Origin of the sequence: Amycolatopsis taiwanensis DSM 45107 (assembly GCF_000519205.1) — a bacterium.
Lineage (GTDB): Bacteria > Actinomycetota > Actinomycetes > Mycobacteriales > Pseudonocardiaceae > Amycolatopsis_E > Amycolatopsis_E taiwanensis.
The window spans coordinates 105,044-129,921 of the sequence record NZ_JAFB01000016.1; the positions used below are offsets into that span (position 1 = coordinate 105,044).

Here is a 24,878-nt window from a genome sequence, read left to right on the forward strand (position 1 = left end):
GCGAGACGCCTACTTTGGTCCGATGTTCACCGCCAGCGAAAGGGCCTCGGGCGTGCTCACCGGCCGATCGCAGACGTAACCACGGCAGACGTAGGCGGCCGCGCCGCCGTCGACCAGCGGCCGGTCGGCCAGCAGCGGCGCACTGTCCGGGGTACCGGCGAGCACGACCGCGCCCCCGGGCGCCTTCCGGGCCGCCGTTTCGCGCAGTTCCGCCCAGGCCGCCGGCTCCGGGCCGACCACGGCGACCTGGATCGGCCCCGCCAGCAAGGCCTCCGCCACCGCCAGCCAGTGCCCGGCGAACCGGGGCATCTTCGCGGCCAGCCGGCCCACCCGGCTCACCGCTCGCTCGGCCGCGTCGCGATAGCGCGCGGCTCGCTCGGGGCCGACCAGCACCGAAGCCGTCAGCAGGGCGCCCGCCAACGCGGACGCGCCCGACGGGCTCGCGTTGTCGCCCGGATCGGATGGCCGCTGTACCAACGTTTCGGCATCGTCGGCGGTGTCGTGGTACGCGCCCGGTGTGTCCTCGGCCGCGAACCGGTCCAGCGCGATGTCCAGCAACGCCGTGGCTTCGCTCAGCCAGCGGGGCTCGCCGGTGGCCTGATGCAGGGCGAGCAAGCCGTCGGCGAAGCACCCGTAGTCCTCCAAGACGCCGGCCGCCGCGCCGACGCGGCCGTCCCGGGAACTACGCCGCAACCGCCCGTCGACCAGGTGCACCTCCAGCACGAACCGCGCAGCTCGCTCGGCGGCCTCGATCCAGCGCGGCTTGTCCAGCGCCGCCCCGGCTTCACACAAGGCGCCGATGGCAAGACCGTTCCACGCGGCGATCACCTTGTCGTCGCGCTCCGGCTGTGGCCGCTCGTCCCGGTTCGCCAGCAAGGCCTGCCGAACCCGTTGGTAACGCCGAGGGTCATCAGGATCCTGCCGCAACTGCAGGACGGACCTGCGCTTTTCGAACGTGCCCGAATCGGTCACGCCGAACAGCTCGGCCGCCCACGCGCCGTCCTCGTCGCCCAGCGACGCCGACAGCTCACTCTGCGTCCAGACGTACGTCAGCCCTTCCTCGCCCAACGTGTCAGCGTCCAGCGACGCCGCGAAGCCGCCTTCGGCCGTGCCCAGCCGATCGAGCAGGAAGTCACCGGTCGACCGCGCGACGTCGTGCGCACGGGAGGAACCGGTCAGGCGCGCCAGGTGTGCGTAGACCCGCAACAGCAAAGCGTTGTCGTACAACATCTTTTCGAAGTGCGGCACGGTCCAGGACGCGTCCACCGAGTACCGGGCGAACCCGCCGGCCAGGTGGTCGTGAATCCCGCCGCGTGACATCGCCTCGGCACAGGACTCCACCAGCGACAACGCCTCGGCCGAGCCCGTGCGCTCATGGTGGCGCAGCAGGAACTCCAGCACCATCGACGGTGGGAACTTCGGTGCCCCGCCGAAACCGCCGTTGACCCGGTCCGCTTCCGCGCCCAGCTTGGACACCGCCTCGGCGACGACACCGGCGTCCACGGCCGACTCCGGCAGCGGCCCCGTCCGCTGGGCCAGCTCCGCGGCGATCCGGCTCGCACCCTCGCGCAGCTCCTCCCGGCGGTCCCGCCACGCCTGCACGACCGCGAGCAACAGCTGCTGGAACGACGGCATGCCGAGCCGGGGTTCGGGCGGGTAGTAGGTGCCGCAGTGGAACGGTTCGCCGTCGGGGGTGAGGAAGCAGGTCATCGGCCAGCCGCCCTGGCCGGTCATCGCCTGGGTCGCGGCCATGTACACGGCGTCGATGTCGGGACGTTCCTCCCGGTCCACCTTGATGTTGACGAAGTTTTCGTTCATCAACCGGGCGATCCCGGGGTCTTCGAAGGACTCGTGCGCCATGACGTGGCACCAGTGGCAGGCCGCATAACCCACGGAAAGCAGGATCGGCACATCACGCCGCTCGGCCTCCGTCAGGGCTTCAGCGCTCCACGGCCACCAGTCGACCGGGTTCTCGGAGTGCTGCAGCAGGTAGGGGCTGGTGGCGGTGGCGAGTCGGTTGGCCATGCCTCCAGGGTGTCACGGCGGGCGCCCGCGGGCGGCGAACTAGCCGGAGCTTTCGCTCTTCTCCTTCGCCTCGGCCTTCTCCTTTGGCTTCTCCACCGCCTTCTCCGCTGCCTTCTCCTTGGCCTCGGCCTCGGCCTGGTCCGCAGGCGCCGCGCCTTCGTCGGCCTGCTCGCCGGAAGGGGCCTCGTCGTCCGTGGGCTCTTCGGGGTCGAAGCTGGCGGGAACGCGCTTCAGGTGTTTGGTCATCGAGCGCACCAGGAATGCCACCGCGATCAGGAAGACGAGCAACAGCAGCAAGCCCGTCGGCGAGGACTTGCCGAAGTCCTCGCCCTGACCGCCGTTGTCACCGTTACCCGGCTGAGCTGCCAGCACAATCGCGTGCGTGGCGACCGGCGCCGTCACGGCCAAGGTGACGTTCATCGGGGACTCCAATCGGCGGGAACCTCGAGAACGAGTTTAGGGGGTCTGGGCGTTCCCCCCGGCCGGGGGCGTGGGGGCGCAGCCCCCACACGGTAGGACGGCGTGCGAATGAGGCGTTCGGTCGGCCACGACTGGCCGCCGGCTACTGCCGGATGCCGGCGAACAGGTCGTCCTCCGGGAGCGTGCTGTCCACCAGAGAGCGGACCAGCTCGTATTCCTCGGTGGGCCACAGCTTGCGCTGCACGTCGAGCGGCACCGCGAACCAGCGGCTGGTCGGATCGATCTGCGTGGCGTGCGCCTTCAGCGCCTCGTCGCGGACTTCGAAGTAGTCGCCGCACTCGATGCGCGTGGTGACGCGCTCCATCACGTCGGGCCGGTCCGGGTCCCACCTCTGGAGCCACTCGGCGTAGGGCGATTCCTGGCCCGCGGCGAGAAGTGCCTCGTGGAACAGCTGCATCCTGGCCCGGGAGAACCCGTGCATGTAGTACAGCTTGAGCGGCTGCCACGGCGCGCCCGCCTCCGGGAACCGGTCCGCCTCACCCGCCGCGTCGAACGCCGCGACCGACACCTGGTGGCAGCGGATGTGGTCGGGGTGGGGGTAACCGCCGTTCTCGTCGTAGGTCAGCACCACGTGCGGACGGAACTCGCGGATGATCTTGACCAGGTCCCGCGTCGGCTCCTCGACCGGCACCGCGGCGAACGTGCCCTCGGGCACCGGGGGCGGCGGGTCGCCCTCGGGCAGCCCCGAGTCGACGAACCCTAGCCAGTGGTGGTTCACCCCGAGGATCTTCGCCGCCCTGGCCATCTCCTCGCGGCGGATCTGGGGCATGTTCTCCCGCACGCCGGGCCGGTCCATGGCCGGGTTGAGGATGCTGCCCGCCTCACCACCGGTGCAGCTGACCACCAGCACGTCGACACCCTCGGCCACGTACTTGGCCATGGTGGCCGCGCCCTTGCTCGACTCGTCGTCCGGGTGCGCGTGGACAGCGATCATGCGAAGTCGGCCCTCGGCACGTTCGGCCGCCCTCGATTCCTCCGCCAAGACGCTTTCGATCTTCTCTTCGGCCCTGGGCTGCGCCGCCACCGGCGACGGTATGGACCCTGGTTCGGACACCCGCTCGTCAGATTCCACGATGCCTGCAACGACCCCTTCTCACACCGGTATTCCCGGGCTGACGGATAATTGGCTCCATTGTTCCCCAGGGGTATGACAATCGGCGATGAGGAGGCCCGAGTTGAGCACGCGTGCGCTGCCGGAGGGCCGCTATGGGCGAGTGCGTGACCGGGCTCCCCGGCGCTGGCGGAAGTGGGTGTTCACCGCGGCCGGCCTCGTCCTGGGCGTGGTGGTGACGTGGGTCGCCTACGTGAACATCGGGCCCGCGCCGATCTCCGCCGACCGGCTGTCCTACGCCAACCGGCCCGGCAACGTCATGGAACTCACCATCAACGTGGTCCGTGACGACGAGTCACGGCCCGGGGTGTGCATCGTGCGAACCCGGGACAAGTCGGGCGCGGAGAGCGGCCGCAAAGAGGTATTCGTGCCGCCCGGGAACAATCAGAGCCTGCAGACGACCTTGATTCACAGCACCGACCTGCCCGTTATGGCCGACATCTTCGGATGCTCGTACACAGTCCCGCCTTATTTGTCAAGAAACTAGCGGCCAACGGAGTGAACGCGTCGCCGAACGTCCGATGAGTAGGACAACGGGCGGCACTGACCATGGTTTGCGTGCTATTCTGGTCTTTCGGCACGGCCCGAGCGGGCCGTGTCTTCCTTTATCTCAGCCGCGCCGACGTGTCGGCGGGGCTGGCCGGCTTGTATACCCATGCCCGGCAGGCCACGACGAGGAGATGGTGACCGTGAGCGACACCCAGGTGACCTGGCTTACTCAGGAAGCCTACGACAGGCTCAAGCACGAGCTCGACCAACTGATCGAGAATCGTCCGGTCATCGCCGCGAAGATCAACGACAGCCGGGAAGAGGGCGACCTCAAGGAAAACGGGGGCTACCACGCGGCTCGCGAGGAGCAGGGCCAGGCCGAGGCGCGGATCCGCCACCTGCAGGAACTGCTGCGGGCGGCGAAGGTCGGCGAGGCACCGCCGAACGACGGCATCGCGGAACCGGGCATGGTGCTCACCGTGCGTTACGAGGGCGACGACGAAGACGAGACCTTCCTGCTCGCCACTCGTGAAGAGGGTGCCGAGGGCGAGCTCGACGTGTACTCGCCGGAATCGCCGCTGGGCAAGGCTCTGCTGGGCGCCAAGGAGGGCGAGACCCGCGAGTACGACCTGCCCAACGGCAAGACCCAGCAGGTCAAGCTGGTCAAGGCCGTGCCCTACACCGGGTAATCGGCGAGGGAGTGGGAGGAGTGTGCTCGCGGAGAGCGCTCGCCGTTGATCCCTCGCCGGTGTCTTCTGGGGGTGCAACCCCCAGGCCCCGCCCGGGGGCGAGCCCCCGGACCCCCCGGAGCGGGTCGCGTTGCGTTGTTCACCTGCTGAACCGTCGTGATCGCTACGGAGACACCGTGGCTGGATTACTGAGTCGCAATGATTCGCGTGCTGAGGTGATGGGGACGCTATGAGTTCTGAACCGATTTGCGTCACGTGTGGCACACAGTACGCGGCGCCGCGGGCCGACTGCCCGATCTGCCTGGACGACCGGCAGTGGGTGCCGGCGTCCGGGCAGCAGTGGACCGACCTGGACACGCTCCGGGCCGGCGAGCACACCGCGCAGATCGAGGACGAGGGTCCCGGGCTGGTCGGCGTCGGCAGCACGCCCCGGTTCGCCATCGGCCAGCGCGCCCTGCTGGTCCGGGCCGGTTCCGGGAACTTCCTCTGGGACTGCGCCGCCTACCTCGACGACGAGATCGTCGCGCGGATCACCGAACTCGGCGGCCTCACCGGCATCGCGATCAGCCACCCACACTATTACACGACCATGGTGGAGTGGGCACACGCCTTCGACGTGCCGGTGTACCTGCACGAGAAGGACCGGGAGTGGATCGGCCGCCCAGACGACGCGCTCCAGCTGTGGAGCGGCGAGACGAAGCAGCTCGGCGACGCGCTCACGCTGATCAACCTCGGGGTGCACTTCCCCGGCGGCACCGTGCTGCACTGGCCGGCCGGTGAGGACGGCCGTGGCGCACTGCTCTCCGGCGACATCGTGTTCGCCAACCCGGACCGCAAGTCCGTCAGCTTCATGTACAGCTATCCCAACCACATCCCGGAGCGGCCGGCGATCGTGCGGCGGGCCGCCCAGATGCTGCAGGGGTACCAGTTCAACGCCATCTACGGCGCCTGGTGGGGCACCATCATTCCCGACGACGCGCACGCGGTCGTGCAGCGCTCGGCCAAGCGCTACCTCGACTTCGTTTCCTGAGCAAGCCGTTCCAGCAACGGGCGGACGCGTGGCGGGATCGGGGTCGACAGGGCCATAGACGTCGAGGTGCGGAGCACGTCGGGCACGCTGACCATTTCGTCGATCACGCGCTGCAGGTCGTCGTGGTCGCGGGCGACCAGGCGCACGAACAGGTCACCCTGGCCGGTGGTGGCGTGCGCCTCGCACACCTGCTCGATGGCCGACAGCGCCTCGATCACCCTGGCCCGCCGCCCCTGCGCGATCTCCAGCACCGCGAACGCGGTCAGCCCGTAGCCCATCGCGGCCAGGTTCAGCTCGGGCGGGAACCCGGCCAGCACGCCGCGTTCGGCCAGCCGGTCCAGCCGGGCCTGCACGGTGCCACGCGCGACGCCGAGCCGCCGTGCGCATTCGAGTACGCCGAGTCGGGGCGCGTCCGTGAGCAAAAGCAGCAACCGCGCGTCCAGATCATCCAATGTGCCCACCTCCGGACCACCATACTGGCTATTCACTAGTCAGATTGTCCAGCAAAACAGCTCGCCATTGCCCAACCTGTCCGGCGTGACGATTCTTATGCCATGACCAACAGCCTCGACGACCTCACCTACGACCAGTTGCGCCAGCTCGTCGGCCTGGTGGAGCACGACTCCACGGCCGACCCGTTCCCGGTCCGGGCCATGGACGCCGTCGTGTTCAATGTCGGCAACGCCACCCAGACCGCGTGGTTCTACCAGGCCGCCTTCGGCATGCGGCTGGTCGCCTACGCCGGGCCGGAAACCGGGCAGGCCGACCACAAGTCCTTCGTGCTCAAATCGGGTGGCGCCCGGTTCGTGATCAACGGCGGGGTCCGGCCGGACTCGCCGCTGCTCGACCACCACCGCCGCCACGGTGACGGGGTGACCGACCTGGCCCTCGAGGTGCCCGACGTCGACAAGTGCGTGGCGCACGCCAGGGCACAGGGCGCCACGATCCTGGAGGAACCGCACGACATCTCCGACGAGCACGGGGTGGTCCGGCTCGCCGCGATCGCCACGTACGGCGAAACCCGCCACACGCTGGTCGACCGGTCCCGCTATTCCGGCCCGTACCTGCCGGGCTACCAGGCCCGTGACGGCGTGCAGCGCAAGCGGTTGTTCCAGGCCGTCGACCACTGCGTCGGCAACGTCGAGCTGGGCAAGATGGACTACTGGGTGGACTGGTACCACCGCGTGATGGGCTTCGTGAACATGGCGGAGTTCATCGGCGACGACATCGCCACCGACTATTCGGCGCTGATGAGCAAGGTGGTGTCCAACGGCAACCACCGGGTCAAGTTCCCGCTCAACGAACCGGCCGTCGCCAAGAAGAAGTCGCAGATCGACGAGTACCTGGAGTTCTACGAAGGGGCAGGCTGCCAGCACATCGCACTGGCCACCAACGACATCGTCGGCACGGTGACCGCGATGCGCGAGGCGGGGGTGGAGTTCCTGGACACCCCGGACTCCTACTACGACGATCCGGAGCTGCGGGCCCGCATCGGCGAGGTCCGCGTGCCGATCGAAACGCTGAAGGAACACCGGATCCTGGTGGACCGCGACGAGGACGGCTACCTGCTGCAGATCTTCACCAAGCCGATCGGCGACCGCCCCACCGTGTTCTACGAGCTCATCGAGCGGCACGGCTCGCTGGGCTTCGGCAAGGGCAACTTCAAGGCGCTGTTCGAGGCGATCGAGCGGGAACAGGAGCGCCGCGGCAACCTGTAACTGCTTGGCGGTGTTTCACAGCAGCGGAGCCACTCGCGGTGGGGCCGTCAGCTGCACACCGCTGGGGGTTCTGAGGCGGTTCCTGGCGAGGACAGCGCCGACGTGGTGAATTGGTTTTTCATCAGGAGGCGACCCCAGACCCAGGGACCGCCTCAGGTTCCGCTACCCGCACCGCCACGCAAGCCTCTCCGACAGTCTTCTAGAGGACGGTGAAGCCGGCGCGCCGAAGCTCGGCGGTGACGCCGGCGCAGTGGTCGGGGCCGCGCGTCTCCAGGTTGAGCGCGACCTCGACCTCCCCGAGCTCAAGCGCGCCGGAGATCCGCCGATGCTCGATGTCCAGCACGTTCGCGCCGAGCTCGCTGATCCGCGACAGGACCGCGGCGAGCGATCCGGGCCGGTCGGGCACGCGTAGCCGCAGGGAAAGGTAACGCCCGCCCGCGGTCATGCCGTGCTGGATGATCTGCAGCAACAGCAGTGGATCGACGTTGCCGCCGGAGAGCACCCCCACGATCGGCGGCCGGAACGCGCCCGGATGCTCCAGCAGCGCGGCGACCGCGGCCGCGCCCGCGGGCTCGACCACCAGCTTGCGCCGCTCCAGGCACAGCAGCACGGCCCGGGACAGCGACTCCTCGCTCACCGTCACCACGTCGTCGACCAGGTCGGTGACATGGGCGAAGGTGAGCTCTCCCGGCTGCCCGACGGCGATCCCGTCGGCCATGGTGTGCGGGTCGGCCAGCCGTCCCGGCTTGCCCGCGGCCAGCGACGGCGGGAAGGCGGCGGCGCCCTCGGCCTGCACGGCGACGACCCGCACGTCCGGGCGCAGCGCCCGGACCGCCGCCGCGACCCCGGACACCAGTCCACCGCCGCCGGTGGGCACCAGCACCGTGGCCACCTCGGGAACCTGCTCCAGCAGTTCGAGTCCCACCGTGCCCTGCCCGGCGATGACGTCTTCGTGGTCGAACGGGTGGATGAACACCGCGCCGGTGTGCTCGGCGAAGGCGATGGCCTCGGCGAGGGTCTCGTCGAACACGTCACCGTGCAGCGTGACGTCCGCGCCGTAACCACGGGTGGCCGCCAGCTTCGGCAGCGGGACGCGCGCGGGCATGAACACGGTGGCCTTGATGCCGAGCAGCGAGGCCGCGAGCGCGACGCCCTGCGCGTGGTTGCCGGCGCTGGCCGCGACAACGCCGCGCCCCCGCTCGGCCTCGCTCAGCCCGTGAATCCTGGTGTACGCACCGCGAATCTTGAACGAGCCGGTGCGTTGCAGGTTCTCACATTTGAGATGAACGGCACCGCCGTGAACCTGTTCGAGGTCCCGCGCGTGTTCCATGGGGGTGCCTCGCACAACCCCTTCCAGAAGACGGCGCGCCTCGGTGATCCGATCCAGGTTCACCAGTCGCATAACACGGGATCATGCCACCCGTCACGGCAGCACAGGTACCCTGGACGCGGTCGGCATCGGAATCAGGAGTCACCATGCGAAGGCGGAACGACACGGACAGCGGCGGCGGCCGGCCTGCCACTCGTTCAGCCGGGACGCTACCCCTGGTCGCGGCTGTCGCTTCCGCGCTGGCGCTCACCGGAGCCGCGTTCTACACGGTGGACCGGGCGGGCTGCGCCGAGCCCGGACAGTATGTGCGGCACGGCAACCGGATCGAGCTGGTGGGCGGCTGCGTCGACGCCTCCACCCTGTCCGGCGTCGCAACTCCGCCGCCTCACCAGCCGGGTCAGAACCCCGACAACTACCGTCCGTAATATCCTGTTGAGGTTTGCGTGGCGGAGCCGGTCGCGTGCCTCACAGCAAGCGGCTCCGCCGCTTGTTCAAGTCATTTGAGCGCGTGGCGGAGGTCGGTGATCAGATCGCTCGCATCCTCGATGCCGACGGACAGGCGCAGGAGGTCGTCCGGGACCTCGAGCAGCGAGCCGCTCGTGCTGGCGTGCGTCATCCGGCCCGGGTGTTCGATCAGCGACTCGATGCCGCCGAGCGATTCGGCCAGGGTGAACAGCGAGGTCCGCGCGGCGGCGGCCAGCGCCCCCGACTCCCCATCGGCGTGCCGGAAGGAGATCATGCCGCCGAACCGGCTCATCTGCTTGGCGGCCACCTCGTGCCCGGGATGCTCGGCCAGGCCGGGGTAGTAGACCTTCGTGACCTTGGGGTGCGCGGCGAGCGCTTCGGCGACCAGTTCGGCGTTGTCGCAGTGCCGTTCCATGCGCACGGCGAGGGTCTTGACGCCGCGCAGGGTCAGCCAGGCGTCGAAGGGGCCCGGCACCGCGCCCGACGCGTTGCGCAGGAAGAACAGTTGCTCGCGGAGCTCGTCCTCGTTGGTCAGCACCGCTCCGCCCACGACATCGGAGTGGCCACCGAGGTACTTCGTCGTCGAATGCACGACGATGTCCGCGCCGAGTGCCAAGGGGTTCTGCAGGTACGGGGTCGCGAAGGTGTTGTCCACCACCAGTCGTGCCCCCGCGTCGTGCGCGGCTTCGGCCAGCGCCGCGATGTCGGCGATGCCCAGCAGCGGGTTCGACGGCGACTCGCACCAGATGAGCTTCGTCTCCGGGCGGATCGCCGCGCGCACACTCGCCACCTCGGAGAGGTCGGTCACGGTGTAGCCGATGCCCCAGCCGGTGAGCACCTTGTCGATCAGCCGGAAAGTCCCGCCGTAAGCGTCGTTGCCGAGTACCAGATGATCGCCCGGCCGGAGCACCGACCGCAGCACGCTGTCGGAGGCGGCCATCCCGGAGGCGAAGGCCAGCCCGTGCCGCGCGCCCTCCAGCGAGGCCAGCTGTGCCTCCAGCGCGGTGCGGGTCGGGTTCGCCGTGCGGGAATACTCGTAGTCGCCGTCCCGGGTGCCCCCGACGCCGTCCTGGGCGTAGGTCGAAGTCTGGTAGATCGGCACGATCACCGCACCGGTCCGCGGGTCGGTGCCCTGACCTGCGTGAATGGCACGGGTTTCGAAACCGAAGTTTTCCATACCGCCCAATGTAGCCGCCACGCGTGGCGCGTCCTTTGTGGGTGGCGGTGGGCGTTTCAGGACCAGCCGCTCCGCACCCATCGCCGGGTCGGCGGAGCGCATGCCAGCACCAGGGTCGTGACGGCGGGAACGCACAGGATCACGGTGTAGCCGAGGGGAAGCGTGCCGTCGGTCAACCCCAGGAAGAAGACGCCTGACCCGCCGAGCATGAGCACCGCCAGGTAGAGCAGGATCGCCGCCACGCAGCCGGCGATCGTGGCCCGGCGGCCGAACGGCTTGGCCAGCACCAGCCCGACCCCGCCGGTGATCAGCAGGCCGGCCACGACCAGGTGCAGCAGGAAGGTCAGCAGCGCGCGCCCGAGATCCCCGTCGCCGGCCATCAGCACCGCGCCCCCGGCCACGCCGACGAGATGGAACAGGCCACCCAGCAGGGCGAGCACCGCGGCGGGAATTCCCGTGCCGCCGCCCCGGGATGGCTCCCCGGCGCCCGTTGGAGTCGAAGGCAGGCGTTCGGGCATGGCCATCAGCTCACCAGCCCTGGCGGGAATAACCCAGCGGCACGCCGTAGCTCAGCTCGGAGGGCCGGTAGCGCAGGTAGCGGAAGGTCGAAGGAAGGACGGCCAGCAGGAAGACGAGCGGACCACCGACCGCCCCGGCGATGCGGGCGAAGGCGAGTTCGGGGGCCAGTTGGAACACGGCCTGGAAGAACTCGGCGAACATGCCCGGATACAACAGGATCGGCTCCAGCACGACCGCGGCGATCGCGACAAGCGCGCCGAGCAACAGCAGGATCGCCCCGGCGACCGAGCGGAAGAAGGTCATCAGCGCGCCCCACACCAGCAGCAACGCGCCACCCAGATACAGGCCGAGGACGACGAGCAGGCGGGCCGGCGCCATCTCGACACCGCTGACGATGAAGCGCTGAACCGGCAGGGCACCGAGCATGCCGCCGACGGCGAGCGCGGCGATTCCGGCGATGATGGCGGTGGCGCCATTGGGTCTGCGCGGCGCGGGCGCCGCCCAGCCGCGCGGCGGAGGCTCGCCGAACTGGTTCGTCATGACGCCCCTTTGCCGCCGGGGCGGCCGGGCCGGGCAGTGCTCGAAGTCACCTCCGGACCGGGCCACCACCTCCCGCCAACGCTGCCGGGCTCACTGTAGCGACTCCTCCGGGGGTTACGACCGGTTTTCCGGAAAACTGCCACAAAACTGAGCGCAGTAAACCGCCGGATCGGCACCCATGGCGACAGACAACGAGGGTGCACGTAGGCGGGGAGGCAGGCCGCCCCCGTGACCGACCGGCAGCCGAAAACGGATGGCACGGCCTGGCTACCCGCACACGTTGTGAATACAGACACGAGTGCCCCGGCCGGTGGGCCGGGGCACTCGGAGAGTCAGCGAGCGTTGGTCACCACTGCGGTGGCTGGCCGGGCTGCTGCTGGCCGAAGCCACCCGGCTGCTGACCGGGCTGCCCGAAACCTCCGGGCTGGCCGGGGAATCCACCCGGCTGCGGTGGCTGGCCCGGCTGCGGGAAGCCACCGCTGGACGGGTTCGGCCCGCCCGGCTGGCCGAACGGGGCCGGCTGGCCGAAACCGCCCGGCTGGCCGAACGGCGCCGGCTGACCGGGGAAGCCGCCGCTCGGCGGCCCGAAGCCACCACCGGGTCCACCCGGCGTGCCACCGCCCATCCCGATGAACTGCGCGGTCTGCGGGAAGAAGCCCAGCACGCCGATGCCCAGCACCAGGATGCCGAAGATCAGGTCGAACACGATCCGGGTGAGCTGGAACGTGTACTGCGCGCCGAAGATGATGGCGAACAGGAGGAGCAGGAAACCACCCGCGACGGCCAGGAAGTGCGCGAACTTCTGCTTCAGAATGATCATCACACCGCCGGCGGCCGCGAGCAGCCCACCGACGATCAGCATGATGAAGTAGAAGATCGCCGCGCCCGGAATGGACGAGTCAACCGAGCTCGTCGTTTCCGATACGGCGTCCAGGCAGCTCTGCCTCGCGGAGGCGGGAAGCCCGTCGCAGTAGGAGGACGGGTCCGGCGCCGAGGAGGCGGCGCTACCGGCCTCCGCCCAGAGCGTGATGGTGAGAATGGAACCCAGCAGGCCGAACAGGATCAGCGCACCCGCGGCGATCCAGCCGAATATCTGGTTGTTGGCGCCGGCTCCGCCACCGGGCGGGCCGTAGCCGGGCGGCGGGCCACCGAAGCCACCGGGCTGCGCCGGTGGGCCGAAGCCTGGGGCGCCCGGGGGCGGCTGCTGCCCGAACGGTTGCGGCTGCTGGGGCGCGAACCCACCGGACGGCGGGCCGAAGGCGGGCTGCGGCGGGGCTCCCATCGGGCTGTCCGCCGCGCTCGGCGGCGGCGCGTACGGAATAGCGGGCGGCTGCATGCCGGGCGGCACCACCTGCGTCGAGTCGCCGCCGGGCGTCTCACCGCCACCCGGCTGACCCGGCTGGCCTGGCTGCGCCGGTTGGCCTGGCTGCGCCGGTTGGCCTGGCTGCGCCGGTTGGCCTGGCTGCACGACCTGCGTCGGCTCGGGGGCGTCGCCGAAGCCACCGCCCTGTGGCGGCGCCTGGCCGGGCTGAACCACCTGGGTCGGCTCCGACGATGCGAACGGGTTGTCCTGTTGCGGTTGCGGGCCACTTGGCGGGCCCTGCGACGGCTGACCGCCGCCCCACGGCTGGTTCGGTGGCTGCGGAGCGCTCATGTGGGTCTATAACCCCCTTGAAGAGACCAATGATTCTGCTGGCGGCACACGCTATCGGATACGGTACGCCCTCGCTTGTAACGGCCTGGGCAGATCCGGCGATGTGATCAACCTTCTACCCTCTGCGACCGGCCAGAAAGCTCAGGAGATCGTGACGAGTTACCACACCCGCTGGTTTTCCGTCAAGGAGCACGAGCGCACCGTCCGCTCCAGAAAGCGCTTTCAGCGCGGCGCCCACCGGCTCGCTCCCCCCGATTGTCGGCAGTGGCGGGGACATGTGCCGATCCAGCCGGTCGGCCAGCTCGGCCTTGCCGGTGAACAGGGCGTCCAGCAGGTCGCGCTCGTTCACCGCACCCACCACCTCGGCGGCCATCACCGGCGGTTCGGCACTGACGACCGGCATCTGGCTCACGCCGAACTCGGACAGGATCGAGATCGCTTCCGCGACCGTCTCGTTGGGATGCGTGTGCACCAGATCGGGAAGCACCCCGGTCTTGGCTCGGAGCACGTCGCCGACCGTGGCGTCGGAGGAATCCGCCGGCAGGAAACCGTAGGCGGACATCCACTGGTCGTTGAACACCTTGCCCAGGTAGCCGCGGCCGCCATCGGGCAACAGCACGACGACCACGTCCTGGGGCCCGAGCCGCTTGGCCAGCCGCAGCGCCGCCGCGACCGCCATCCCGCACGATCCGCCGACCAGCAGGCCCTCTTCCAGTGCCAACCGGCGGGTCACCGCGAAAGACTCGGCGTCCGAGACCGCGATGATCTCGTCGGCGATCGAGCGGTCGTAGGTTTGCGGCCAGAAGTCCTCGCCCACGCCTTCGACCAGGTACGGCCGGCCGGTGCCGCCCGAGTAGACCGAGCCCTCGGGATCGGCGCCGATGACCTTGACCCGGCCGTCCGAGATCTCCTTGAGGTAGCGCCCGGTGCCGGAGATGGTGCCGCCGGTCCCGACCCCGGCGACGAAATGCGTGATCCGCCCGTCGGTCTGCCGCCACAGTTCCGGACCGGTCGAGTGGTAGTGGCTGGCCGGGTTCTCCGGGTTCGCGTACTGGTTGGGTTTCCAGGCGCCGTCGATCTCGGCGACCAGACGGTCGGACACCGAGTAGTAGGAGTCCGGGTGCTCCGGCGGGACGGCTGTGGGACACACCACGACCCGGGCGCCGTAGGCCTTGAGCACGTTTCGCTTGTCCTCGCTGACCTTGTCCGGGCAGACGAACACGCACTGGTAACCCTTGCGCTGCGCGACCATGGCCAGGCCCACCCCGGTGTTCCCGGAGGTCGGCTCCACGATGGTGCCGCCGGGGCGCAGCTCACCGGATGCTTCGGCCGCCTCCACCATGCGCAGCGCGATGCGGTCCTTCACACTGCCGCCCGGGTTGAGGTACTCGACCTTCGCCAGTACCAGGGGCGATAGCCCGTCGGCCAGCGAGTTCAGCTTGACCAACGGGGTGTTGCCCACGAGGTCAACGACATGCTCGGCGTAATCCACGCGCCCAGCCTAAACGTCCGCTTCGCAATGGTCACCGCCCGCCGGAAGTCGGAGAGCTGTTCGAAAGTCCGTGCACCCTACGGAAGTCAGTTCGCCGACGAGGAAGCCGTGCGCAGGCTTGTGCAACGCCTCGCCCTGTCGGCGGGCCGGAGGCTCGACGTTCGTGCTTCGGCGAGTGGAAGGCGCGCCGCCGGAGGCCTCGCGAACGCGGCTGCGGGCCAGCCGATGCGGTTGACCGAGTGCGCGGCGCCAGGTCACGGTCCGTAGACGCGCTCGTCGATCACGCGTCTTGCATAACACGGTCACCTAGACTGCACTAAGCATGCGCTTACCTGAGGTGAAGGAGCCCGTCATGCCCGAAGCCGTAATAGTCTCCGCCGCTCGGTCGCCGATCGGGCGCGCCAACAAGGGATCGCTGGTGAGCATCCGCCCCGACGACCTCACGGCGCAGATGGTCCGCGCGGCGCTGGACAAGGTTCCCCAACTGGACCCCGCCGACATCGACGACCTGATCCTCGGCTGCGGCCTGCCCGGCGGCGAGTCCGGGTTCAACATGGGGCGGGCGGTGGCGGTCCAGCTCGGCTACGACCACCTGCCCGGCTGCACGATCACCCGGTACTGCTCCTCCAGCCTGCAGACCACGCGGATGGCGTTCCACGCCATCAAGGCCGGCGAGGGCGACGTGTTCATCTCCGCCGGCGTCGAAACGGTGTCGCGGTTCAGCAAGGGCAGCTCCGATTCCTGGCCCGACACGCACAACCCGCTGTTCGCCGAGGCGGAGGCGCGCACCGCGCAGGTCGCCGCCGAAGGCGCCGAAGACTGGACCGACCCGCGCGGCGAAGGCAAGGTGCCGGACATCTACATCGCGATGGGCCAGACCGCGGAGAACCTTGCGCGGCTGAAGAACGTTTCGCGGGAAGAGATGGACGAGTTCGGCGTCCGGTCGCAGAACCTGGCGGAAAAGGCGATCGCGGACGGGTTCTGGGCCAAGGACATCACGCCGGTCACACTTGCGGACGGAACGGTGGTGGCCAAGGACGACGGCCCCCGCCCCGGCGTGACCATGGCGGGCGTGTCGCAGCTCAAGCCCGTGTTCCGGCCGGACGGACGGGTCACCGCGGGCAACTGCTGCCCGCTCAACGACGGCGCCGCCGCGCTGGTCGTCATGTCCGACACGAAGGCGCACGAGCTGGGCCTGACGCCGCTGGCCCGGATCGTGTCGACCGGGGTTTCCGCGCTGTCGCCGGAAATCATGGGCTACGGCCCGGTCGAGGCGTCCCGGCAGGCACTGAGCCGCGCTGGTCTGTCCATTTCGGACATCGACCTGGTGGAGATCAACGAGGCGTTCGCCGCCCAGGTCATCCCGTCCTACCAGGATCTGGGCATCGAACTGGACCGGCTCAACGTCAACGGCGGGGCGATCGCGGTCGGCCACCCGTTCGGCATGACCGGGGCCCGGATCACCAGCACGCTGATCAACTCCCTGCAGCACCACGACAAGCAGTTCGGCCTGGAGACCATGTGCGTCGGCGGTGGCCAGGGGATGGCCATGGTCCTGGAACGCCTGAGCTAGTGGTACCGAAGCGGCTTGCTCGGCGGTGCGGGTAGACCTGGCCTCCCGCGCGAAGCGGGGACTCGCCGGTGGCCGGCGAGTCCCCGCCCCAGGAAGTCGAGTTCCCGCTCGGGGAAGCCGTGTCCCCGGTCAGGGACAACGAGTCCCCGCCCCAGGAAGCCGTGTCCCCGGTCAGGGACAACGAGTCCCCGCCCCAGGAAGCCGAGTTCCCGGTCAGGGACAACGAGTTCCCGCTCGGGGAAGCCGTGTCCCCGGTCAGGGACAACGAGTCCCCGCCCCAGGAAGCCGTGTCCCCGGTCAGGGACAACGAGTCCCCGCCCCAGGAAGCCGTGTCCCCGGTCAGGGACAACGAGTTCCCGGTTGGGGTCAAACGGTTGTCACCGCTCGACGTCGGCGACGTCCGCCATCACGTCGTGGTCTGGCTGACCTCGGTGTAGCAGTAGGTGCTCTTGGGGTCGGAGTAGGTGACGGGCAAGTAGCGGTCGAACTCCTCACAGACCGTCTCATCGGTAACCCCTTGCACGACCTTGGAGACCTTCACCTCGGCCCTCGGGTCGGTGCAGGCGACCTTCTGGTAGCCGGCGGTGTCGCTGGTGAAGTCGGCCATGCAGTCGCCTTCCACCACGTTGGGCATCAGGCACAGCCTGTACGACGTGCTCTTGCGACTGTAGGAATACTCGTCGTAATCCCCTTGCGGACAGCTGCCCCCGCTGCTGTCCAGCTTCACCGCGATCTTGACGTTCGCCGACGGGTCCGTGCAGTCGACCTTGGTCGGGTCGGCGTGCTTGCTGAACTCCTTGACGTTCAGGCAGTCGCCGACCGCCGCGGTGGCCGGGGAACTCTTGAAGTACCAGATGCCGCCCGCCACGACCAAACCGAGGATGACCACCGCCGCGCCGATTCGCACCCACAGCATGGTCCGCTTCTTCGACGGGGGCGGACCGTAAGGCTGGCCGGGAGGCGGGCCGAAGCCGCCGGGCTGGCCGGGCGGCGGGAAGGGCGGCCCGGGCGGCCCACCTCCCGGCGGAGGACCGTACGGGGGGCCGGCCGGAGGCATGCCACCAGGAGGAGGAACGGACGGCCCACCGAGTGGTGGGCCGTAGGGCTGCCCCGGCGGTGGAGGACCGGCGGGCTGCCCCGGCGGCGGGGGGACGCTCACATAAACCTCACGAGTGTGAAGAACGAATACGAACGCTCGCATCCAACACCGCGTGATCGCCGTCCCCTGCGCGGCCCCTCCACAAAGGCGGCAAAAACACAGAGGACACCCGGATGATTACCGAGTGTCCTCTGCTCTCTCAGGACGCAGCGAACCGGTGGCGCTATGAGTGACCCGTTACTGTCGACAAGCGGCAGCAACGGGTCACTCATGCAAACAATCGTTACGACACCGTTGAGTTCGACTGCGCCAGGTCAGCCGGGCGTCAATCGTTCTGGAGGTACGACAGCAGCCGCAGGATCTCCAGGTAGAGCCAGACCATCGTGGTCATCAGGCCGAAGGCCGCGAACCACGCCCACTTCGCGGGCATACCCTCGCGGATCATCCGGTCGGCCATGTCGAAGTCGAGCAGGAAGTTGAACGCCGCGATTCCGATCACCACGAGGCTGAAGATGATCGCGAGCGTCCCGCCGCTGCGCAGGCCCATGTTCACGCCCAACAGGCTGAGCACCAGGTTGAGCAGCATCAGGATGGCCGCGCCCGCGGTCGCACCGATGATCCACTTGGTCAGCCGCGGGGTGACCTTCACCGCGCCGGTGCGATAGACCACCAGCATCGCGATGAACACGCCCGCCGTGCCAAGGATCGCCTGCAGCGCGATACCCGGGTAGATCATCTCGAACAGGCCGCTGATCGCGCCGAGGAAGATACCTTCAGCACCCGAGTACAGCAGCGTCATCGGGCCGCTGGGCTTCTGCCGGAAGATCATCACCAGCGAGAGCACCAGGCCCACCACCAGGGAGACGACCATCAGGCCGACGACCGGCCCCATCGCCCTCGCCTCGGCCTGGCTGATCGCCCAGATCGCCGAGAGCACGCCGGTGACCAGCGCGGTCCCCAAGGACAGCCCGGTCTTGATGACGACGTCGTCCACCGTCATCGGCCGCTCGGCGGGCCCGGCGGGGGCCTGCGGCATGCCGTAATCCGGCCCGCCGCCCAGCGGCTGGCCGAAGCCTACGTTCGGTCCGTATTGACCGTGTCCCGCCCTGCCGACCGGCAGGTTGCGGAACGCGGGGTTGCCTGTGGAACGCACCTGATCCTCCTGGATCTCCTGGCACCTGCACTGGGTCCAACGGCGCCGGGCGCCGACGGGTTCCCGATCGGGTAAAGGCGACTTTACCAAGATTGCGAAGATACGGTATCCGGCCGATTGCCGCCAACACGCTCTGCTTGCTAACGCGCTCACGATCCGTGCTCGATCAGTAACGCCGCCGAGGTGATCCTGCCATGTCCGCGTGAATCGCCGGAGACCTTTCATTGAATTCCGCAACCGCATCGAGCGTTTCCACCGGCTTCGACCGAGCTCCGCGGGCTCGGACCGAGCAGCCGTAGCGGATTACGAGGAGCCCTCGGCGCTTATCCGAGGACAAGAGGCGGCCGGCTACAGCACAATGTTGGGCATGGCCGGCTACCTCGTCACGGGCGCGACTGGACTGATCGGGCGCCATTTCACCCCGCTCCTGCTCGACCGCCCGGACACCGAGCGCGTCTATCTCCTCGTTCGGGAAGCTTCCCGGGAACGGCTCACGAACCTGGTCGGCGGCTGGCCGAACGCCGAGGCGGTCACCCTCCTCGTCGGCGACCTGTCGGCGGACCGTCTGGGAATCAGCGACGAGGTCCGCGCCCAGTTGCGCGGAGAGGTCGACCACGTGGTGCACCTGGCCGCTCTCTATGACATCACCGCGGACAACGAGGCCAGCATCAAGGCCAACGTGGACGGCACGCGCAACGTGCTCGAACTGTCCGCGGACATCCACGCCGGTTGCCTGCACCACGTGTCCTCAGTCGCGGTGGCCGGTGACCACCAGGGCGTGTTCACCGAGGACATGTTCGACGTGGGGCAGCGACTGCCGACCCCCTACCATCGCACCAAGTTCGAGGCCGAGCGGCTGGTACGCGAGCAGCACGACGTGCCATGGCGGGTGTACCGGCCCGCGATCGTCGTCGGCCATTCGCGGACCGGCGAGATGGACAAGATCGATGGTCCGTACTACCTGTTCCACGCGATCGACAAGCTCAAGAGCGTGCCGAACCTGCCGCTGGCCGGCCCGGACCTCGGCGACTCGAACATCGTGCCGGTGGATTACGTGGCGAAGGCGCTGGCCGACCTCGTCGTCAAACCCGGGCTGACGGAACAGGCCTTTCACCTGGTGAGCCCGCAGCCGCAGCCGGTGGCGTCCGTCTACAACGCGTTCGCGAAGGCGGCCGGCGCGCCGACCATCGACTTCCAGCTCGACCGGCGCCTGTCCGGCGGGATCATGCGGCTGGTCAAGCTCTCCGAACACCTGCCCGGGGTCACGATCGTGCGCGACGCGTTCCTGGAGCGCCTGGGCATTCCTCCCGTGCTGCTGGAGAACATGACGTTCCCGTCGGTCTTCGCCTCCGCCGCCACGCGCAAGGTGCTCGCCGGCAGCGGCATCGAGGTGCCGCAGCTCGAGGACTACGCGGACGTGCTCTGGCGATACTGGCGCGAGCATCTCGACCCGTTCCGGGCGCGGCTGCACGGCCCGCGAGGCGAGCTCGACGGCCGACGCGTGATCATCACCGGCGCGTCGTCCGGGATCGGGCGCGCGACGGCGCTCAAGGTCGCGGCCCAAGGCGGCGTGCCGCTGCTCGTCGCAAGGCGGCAGGCCGAACTCGAAGAGGTGCGGGACGAGATCGTCGCCGAGGGCGGGTCCGCGTCGGTGTATCCGGTCGACCTGACCGACGGGGAAGCGGTCGAGAAGGCCGTCCGGCAGATGCTCGAGGAGCACGGCCGAATCGACATGGTGGTGAACAATGCGGGCCGCTCGATCCGCCGGTCGATCCGGCTCTCCTACGACCGGTTCCACGACTACGAGCGCGCCATGGCGATCAACTACTTCGGCGCGGTGCGGTTGATCCTGGCCGTGCTGCCCCACATGTCGGAGCGCAAATTCGGGCATATCGTGAACGTTTCGTCGATCGGGGTGCAGGGCATCGCGCCGCGCTTCTCCGCGTATGTGGCGTCGAAGGCGGCACTGGACTACTTCAGCAAGATCGCGGCGACCGAAACGCACGGCGACGGCATCACCTTCACCACCATTCACATGCCGTTGGTACGCACGCCGATGATCCGGCCGACCAAGATCTACGACGCGTTCCCCACCAAGTCGCCGGACCAGGCGGCGGACATGGTGCTGCGCGCGCTGAAGCAACGACCGAAACACATTGGTACTCCGGAGGGGTACCTGATGCAGGCCGCGTACACGTTCCTGCCGGGCCTGGTGGACGCGATCGCCTACGAGGGCTACCGGATCTTCCCCGATTCCGTCGCGGCCGGTGGGTCGGGAGCGCTGAAGGTCGGCAAGGGTGAAAAGCACCTGTCGAAGGCCGCGACCCGGCTGATCAAGCTCACCCGAGGCTTCCACTGGTGAGACCAATTCGCGAGTCTGACACCGGCAAGACGGTAGGCGAGGGTACGGTTTTCGGCATGGTTCCCGAGCGTGACCCGGCGATGGATCGAGCCCTGCTTCCACTGAAGCGCGAGTACAACCAGGCTTGGCACGGCTTCGATCGTGGCCAGGTCCTGCAGTACCTGGATCACATCGAGGCGAACCTACGGCGGATCATGGCTGACCGGGACACGGCCGTCGCACAGACGACCAAGCTGTCGCGGGAGCTGGAGAACGCCAAGGCGGAGATCCTCAAGCTGCGTGACCGGGTCGAGGAGCTGAAGAGACCGCCGGAGCGCCTGGAAGATCTCGACGAGCGGATGGAGCGCACCGTCACGCTGGCGAACGCGCGCGCCGAGGAGATCGTCGAGCGGGCGCAGGTGGCGGCCGACGAGCACTGGGCGGTGGCCGCGGAGCTGGCCGGGAACTTGCGGGAGCGTTACCGGAAACTGCTGGGCGAGCTGGAGTCGCATGCCGCCGCGCTGCAGGCGGAGCAGGAACACGCCTTGAAGGCGACGAAGGCCGAGGTGATCAAGTTGACCACCGAAGGGGCCCGCCGGCGCACCCAGCTGGACATCGAGGCGGAGCGCAAGCGGCGCACCATCGAGCACGAGTTCGAGCAGACGATGACCGCGCAGCGGGAGGCGTTGGAAAGGCAGATCGCCGAGCAGCAGGCGGCGAGCAAGAGCGCCGCCGAGCGGCGGCTGGCCGAGGCGACGGCGGAGGCGACCCGGCTGGTCGACGATGCCAGGACGAAGGCGGAGAAACTCCTCTCGGACGCCACGACCACCGCCCAGCGGCGGGAACGCGAGGCCAACCGCAAGGTGGAACGGCTCAACACCCTCGCCGACCAGGCGTTCGTGCGGGTGCGCAAGGCCACCGAGGTGCTGACCCGCCATCACTCCTTCCTGGACCCGCTCCCCGCCGAGTCGGCCGTCGAGATTCCCCGCGCCAGTCCTGCCACACCGCCGGCCCCGGCCGCGTCCCCGAAGCCGGCTCCGAAACCCGCCGGGAAACCGGCTGCGACCCCGGAGCCGGGGCCCTCGTCTGCCGCGTCTGCCGCCACCCTTCCGCTGTCCACGCCGGCCGTGCCCGCTTCGGCGGCGAAGCCCACCCCGTCGAGCCCCACCCACAAGCCCTGACCCCGCCAGGCGGTGTTCCAAAGCGGCGGTTCCGCTACCCGCACCGCCACACAAGCCACTGCAAACAATCTCTAGGGGACGCGGCGCCAGGGGTTGAGGCGCTCCAGCTGCGCGGCCAGGGCCAGGAGGCGGGCCTCGCCACCCGGCGTGGTGACCAGTTGGACGCCGAGCGACAGCCCGGAGGGATGGCGGGCCGCGGGCACCGAAATCGCCGGATAGCCGGCGAGGTTCCACAGGCCGGTGAACGGCCCCAGCCGGATCGCCGTGACCGCGTTGGCCGCCCAGGACCGCTCGTGCCAGCGCGCGGCCTTCGGCGGCAGGGTCGCCAGGGTCGGGGTGAGCAGGACGTCGTGGCCGCCGAAGAACTCCTCGGCCCGGGCAACCCAGCGCCGCCGGGTGCCGGGCCTGATCAGCCCCGCGGCCCGCACGGCCCGCCCGATGCGCAGGTGCGTACGGGTCCGCCGCTGCAGGAAGCTCTCGTTCAGCCCGTCGGCGTCCTCCGCCACTCCGGCGAACCAGCGACCGAGAATGCCCAGGGGCGCTTCGATCCCGTACCGCGGCGTCGCGAACTCGATCCGGTGCCCCGCGCCGACGAGCACCGCGGCGACCCGATCGACGGCGGAGCGCAGAGGTCTCGGCACCGGCGCGCGCGTCAGCGGCACCACGGTCGACACGGCGACCCGCAGCGTGCCGGGCTCGCCGATTTCGGCCAGCGAAGGCTCCTCGGCTAGCACGGAGAGCAGCAGGGCGGCGTCGGCGACGGTCGTCGCGAGGCTGCCGTGCATGGACATCCCGTACCAGTCGGCCTCGCCCAGCAGGTCGGCCCCGGCCTTGAGGCCGACGAGGCCGCACATGGCCGCCGGGAACCGCACGGACCCGAGGCCGTCGGTGCCGTGTGCGACAGGCACCAGCCCGGCGGCGACCGCGGCGCCGCTGCCGCCGGACGACCCGCCCGCCGAGTAGGCGGGCTGCCACGGGTTGCGCGTGATCGCGTCCGGCGAGTCGGTCATCGGCCAGGCGACCAGTTCCGGCACCCTGGTCAGCCCGACCAGCACCGCACCGGCCGCTCGCAACCGCCGCACGATCTCGTGGTCCTGCGTGGCGGGCTCGGCGGGAAAGGCTCGTGATCCCGAGGTGACCCGCTCGCCGCGGATCCCGACGACGTCCTTCACCGCGACCGGAACTCCGGCCAGCGGCAGCGTGGCCAGGTCGTCCCGGACCTTGACCGCCCTCGCTTCGTCGAGCGCCGCTTCGGCGCGCACCGTGCGGAACGCGCCGATGATCCGGTCGGCGGCCTCGATCCCGGCGATGGTTCGTTCCGCCACCAGCACCGGGTCGAGCCGGCCGGCCCGCACCTCGGATGCGATTTCTCTCGCTGTCGCCGCCACGGGAAAATGTTCCGTCACGCCGCCAAGGTTAGTGGTGTTTCAAAGCGGCGGGGCTGTTTTGCCACTTCGAAACAGTATCCAGGTCAGGATTCGGTGACGGCGGAGGTGGTGGCGGGACTGCCGAACCGGATTCCCTTGGCCTCCTTTCCGGCCACGGCAAGTGTCGTGGCCGCGAAAAGCGCCAGGAAGACCGTCCCGCCCAACGCGAGCGGGTAGACGGAGGTGTCCGCTATAGCCTCCTGAATAGGCAGGCTGAACGCGGCCGCCAGACAATTGCCGAGCTGATAGATCACGCCGGGATAGCAGCCACGGATCGCGTCCGGCGACATCTCCGTCAGGTGCGCCGGAATGATGCCCCACGCACCCTGCACCAGCACTTGCATCAGGACGGAGGGGACCAGGAACATTACCCCAAGGAACGAGAAAAACGCGAAGAACGGCAGAAGCGCTAATGCGAGTAGCGCGCAGAGCAGGACAGTGGAGCGCCGCCCAAACTTGTCGGACAGCGTACCGAAGCCCAACGCGCCGATGATCGCGCCGACGTTGTTGCACACGGCGATCCAGGCAACCAGGCTCGGGGTCACCCCGGAGCCGGCACCAGCGTCGCCGACACCGATCGCGTTGAGGAAGCCCGGCCCCGGATGAGCGTCCTGCGTGGCATAGCTCATCCAGTTGAACGCGGTCATCAACAGCACCAGGTAGACGAACCGCCGGATGACCTTCGGGTCGAACAGGATGTCTTTCATCGAGGTCCGGGTGACGCGCAGCCGTTCCCGGGTGCTCTGCCACACCGCCGATTCCTTGACCCTGGCCCGGATGATCAGGCTGATCAGGGCCGGAATGATGCTCAACCCGAACAGCCACCGCCAGGACAACCCCGCCCAGCTCAGCACGATCACCGAGGCGAGCGAGGCAAGCAGATAGCCGAACGGATAACCCGCCTGCAGCAGGCCGGAGAAGAAGCCACGCCGCTTGGCCGGGACCTTTTCCATGGCCAGCGCGGCACCGAGTCCCCATTCGCCACCCATGCCGATCCCATAGAGCAACCGTAGGATCACCAGCACGGTGAAGTTCGGCGCGAACGCGCAGAGAAAGCCCACGACCGAGTAGAAGGTCACGTTCACCATCAGCGGAACACGCCGTCCAACACGGTCCGCCCATAGGCCGAACAGCAGCGCGCCGACCGGCCGCATGAGCAGCGTCGCTGTCATGATGAAGGCGACTTCGGTATCGCTCACACGGAAATCTTCGGCGATATCAGCGTAGACCAGGACGACGATGAAATAGTCGAAGGCATCCATCGTCCAGCCGAGCACCGCGGCCAGGAAGGAATTCCGCTGATCCGAGGTGAGACGCTCGCGCCCCGCCGACTGCCCTGTCATGCGCCGACCTTATTGCAACAGCCCGTGATCGTCTACGGATAA

23 protein-coding genes are annotated in these 24,878 nt (G+C 69.0%); 9 read left to right on the forward strand and 14 right to left on the reverse strand.

Going from position 1 to position 24,878, the window contains the following annotated elements; translation table 11 throughout:
* Positions 1-9: 9 nt before the first annotated feature.
* From A3CU_RS0115165 to mca, 3 genes are all read right to left on the reverse strand, one after another.
* Entirely contained in the window at positions 10-2,025 is a 2,016-nt protein-coding gene (locus A3CU_RS0115165) for a thioredoxin domain-containing protein (RefSeq protein ID WP_027943020.1), read from the reverse strand.
* Between the two features lie 39 nt (positions 2,026-2,064).
* The gene (locus tag A3CU_RS0115170; protein WP_043841196.1) at positions 2,065-2,445 is read right to left on the reverse strand and encodes a hypothetical protein; all 381 of its coding nucleotides are present in this window, start codon (positions 2,443-2,445) and stop codon (positions 2,065-2,067) included.
* Positions 2,446-2,587: 142 nt separating this feature from the next.
* Complete coding sequence (gene mca, locus A3CU_RS0115175; protein ID WP_052371764.1) at positions 2,588-3,439, reverse strand: mycothiol conjugate amidase Mca; 852 nt, start codon at positions 3,437-3,439, stop codon at positions 2,588-2,590.
* Positions 3,440-3,665: 226 nt separating this feature from the next.
* Between mca and A3CU_RS0115180 the strand changes: the two genes are divergently transcribed.
* The 3 genes from A3CU_RS0115180 (at position 3,666) to A3CU_RS0115190 (ending at position 5,824) form a co-directional block, all read left to right on the forward strand.
* Positions 3,666-4,103: a DUF4307 domain-containing protein gene (locus A3CU_RS0115180; protein WP_027943023.1), complete on the forward strand. Its 438-nt coding sequence runs from the start codon at positions 3,666-3,668 to the stop codon at positions 4,101-4,103.
* 193 nt (positions 4,104-4,296) lie between these two features.
* Complete coding sequence (gene greA, locus A3CU_RS0115185) at positions 4,297-4,794, forward strand: transcription elongation factor GreA (protein ID WP_027943024.1); 498 nt, start codon at positions 4,297-4,299, stop codon at positions 4,792-4,794.
* A 229-nt stretch (positions 4,795-5,023) separates the two neighbouring features.
* Positions 5,024-5,824, forward strand: a complete 801-nt coding sequence (locus A3CU_RS0115190; protein ID WP_027943025.1) for an MBL fold metallo-hydrolase — start codon at positions 5,024-5,026, stop codon at positions 5,822-5,824.
* Here the strand turns inward: A3CU_RS0115190 and A3CU_RS0115195 are convergent.
* Positions 5,803-6,285: an Lrp/AsnC family transcriptional regulator gene (locus A3CU_RS0115195; protein WP_043841198.1), complete on the reverse strand. Its 483-nt coding sequence runs from the start codon at positions 6,283-6,285 to the stop codon at positions 5,803-5,805. The genes A3CU_RS0115190 and A3CU_RS0115195 overlap by 22 nt on opposite strands.
* Before the next feature lie 93 nt (positions 6,286-6,378).
* Between A3CU_RS0115195 and hppD the strand changes: the two genes are divergently transcribed.
* On the forward strand, positions 6,379-7,542 hold the full coding sequence (hppD, locus tag A3CU_RS0115200; RefSeq protein ID WP_027943027.1) for a 4-hydroxyphenylpyruvate dioxygenase: 1,164 nt from the start codon (positions 6,379-6,381) through the stop codon (positions 7,540-7,542).
* 199 nt (positions 7,543-7,741) lie between these two features.
* Here hppD and ilvA read toward each other — a convergent pair whose 3' ends face one another.
* Positions 7,742-8,944 carry a threonine ammonia-lyase gene (gene ilvA, locus A3CU_RS0115205; protein WP_027943028.1) on the reverse strand — a complete coding sequence of 401 codons (1,203 nt, stop codon included), beginning with the start codon at positions 8,942-8,944 and terminating at the stop codon, positions 7,742-7,744.
* A gap of 74 nt (positions 8,945-9,018) precedes the next feature.
* On the opposite strand from ilvA, the gene A3CU_RS44870 reads away from it, so the two are divergent.
* Entirely contained in the window at positions 9,019-9,297 is a 279-nt protein-coding gene (locus A3CU_RS44870) for a hypothetical protein (RefSeq protein ID WP_052371742.1), read from the forward strand.
* Positions 9,298-9,368: 71 nt separating this feature from the next.
* On the opposite strand, the gene A3CU_RS0115215 is transcribed toward A3CU_RS44870, so the two are convergent.
* From A3CU_RS0115215 to A3CU_RS0115235, 5 genes are all read right to left on the reverse strand, one after another.
* Positions 9,369-10,514, reverse strand: a complete 1,146-nt coding sequence (locus tag A3CU_RS0115215; protein WP_043841201.1) for a cystathionine gamma-synthase — start codon at positions 10,512-10,514, stop codon at positions 9,369-9,371.
* A gap of 56 nt (positions 10,515-10,570) precedes the next feature.
* The gene (locus A3CU_RS0115220; protein WP_245617095.1) at positions 10,571-11,038 is read right to left on the reverse strand and encodes a hypothetical protein; all 468 of its coding nucleotides are present in this window, start codon (positions 11,036-11,038) and stop codon (positions 10,571-10,573) included.
* Positions 11,039-11,042: 4 nt separating this feature from the next.
* Positions 11,043-11,573 (reverse strand): hypothetical protein, encoded by a 531-nt coding sequence (locus A3CU_RS44875; protein ID WP_052371766.1) that lies wholly within the window; start codon positions 11,571-11,573, stop codon positions 11,043-11,045.
* Between the two features lie 346 nt (positions 11,574-11,919).
* Positions 11,920-13,227 (reverse strand): hypothetical protein, encoded by a 1,308-nt coding sequence (locus A3CU_RS0115230; RefSeq protein WP_027943031.1) that lies wholly within the window; start codon positions 13,225-13,227, stop codon positions 11,920-11,922.
* A 115-nt stretch (positions 13,228-13,342) separates the two neighbouring features.
* The gene (locus A3CU_RS0115235) at positions 13,343-14,719 is read right to left on the reverse strand and encodes a cystathionine beta-synthase (RefSeq protein ID WP_027943032.1); all 1,377 of its coding nucleotides are present in this window, start codon (positions 14,717-14,719) and stop codon (positions 13,343-13,345) included.
* A 352-nt stretch (positions 14,720-15,071) separates the two neighbouring features.
* Between A3CU_RS0115235 and A3CU_RS0115240 the strand changes: the two genes are divergently transcribed.
* Together A3CU_RS0115240 and A3CU_RS0115245 are read left to right on the forward strand one after the other, a co-directional pair.
* On the forward strand, positions 15,072-16,292 hold the full coding sequence (locus tag A3CU_RS0115240; RefSeq protein WP_027943033.1) for an acetyl-CoA C-acetyltransferase: 1,221 nt from the start codon (positions 15,072-15,074) through the stop codon (positions 16,290-16,292).
* Between the two features lie 68 nt (positions 16,293-16,360).
* Positions 16,361-16,729 (forward strand): hypothetical protein, encoded by a 369-nt coding sequence (locus tag A3CU_RS0115245; protein WP_027943034.1) that lies wholly within the window; start codon positions 16,361-16,363, stop codon positions 16,727-16,729.
* Here the strand turns inward: A3CU_RS0115245 and A3CU_RS44880 are convergent.
* Positions 16,699-17,208 (reverse strand): LppU/SCO3897 family protein, encoded by a 510-nt coding sequence (locus A3CU_RS44880; protein WP_084143282.1) that lies wholly within the window; start codon positions 17,206-17,208, stop codon positions 16,699-16,701. The two genes, A3CU_RS0115245 and A3CU_RS44880, sit on opposite strands and share 31 nt — an antisense overlap.
* Positions 17,209-17,716: 508 nt before the next feature.
* Positions 17,717-18,544: a Bax inhibitor-1/YccA family protein gene (locus tag A3CU_RS0115255; protein WP_027943035.1), complete on the reverse strand. Its 828-nt coding sequence runs from the start codon at positions 18,542-18,544 to the stop codon at positions 17,717-17,719.
* Between the two features lie 367 nt (positions 18,545-18,911).
* Here A3CU_RS0115255 and A3CU_RS0115260 point away from each other — a divergent pair, with 367 nt between their 5' ends.
* Together A3CU_RS0115260 and A3CU_RS0115265 are read left to right on the forward strand one after the other, a co-directional pair.
* On the forward strand, positions 18,912-20,906 hold the full coding sequence (locus A3CU_RS0115260; protein WP_027943036.1) for an SDR family oxidoreductase: 1,995 nt from the start codon (positions 18,912-18,914) through the stop codon (positions 20,904-20,906).
* 56 nt (positions 20,907-20,962) lie between these two features.
* The gene (locus A3CU_RS0115265) at positions 20,963-22,066 is read left to right on the forward strand and encodes a coiled-coil domain-containing protein (protein ID WP_027943037.1); all 1,104 of its coding nucleotides are present in this window, start codon (positions 20,963-20,965) and stop codon (positions 22,064-22,066) included.
* A 71-nt stretch (positions 22,067-22,137) separates the two neighbouring features.
* Here the strand turns inward: A3CU_RS0115265 and A3CU_RS0115270 are convergent, their stop codons facing one another.
* Together A3CU_RS0115270 and A3CU_RS0115275 are read right to left on the reverse strand one after the other, a co-directional pair.
* The gene (locus A3CU_RS0115270) at positions 22,138-23,472 is read right to left on the reverse strand and encodes an amidase (RefSeq protein ID WP_425388246.1); all 1,335 of its coding nucleotides are present in this window, start codon (positions 23,470-23,472) and stop codon (positions 22,138-22,140) included.
* Between the two features lie 65 nt (positions 23,473-23,537).
* Positions 23,538-24,836: an MFS transporter gene (locus A3CU_RS0115275; RefSeq protein WP_027943039.1), complete on the reverse strand. Its 1,299-nt coding sequence runs from the start codon at positions 24,834-24,836 to the stop codon at positions 23,538-23,540.
* Between the last annotated feature and the right edge of the window lie 42 nt (positions 24,837-24,878).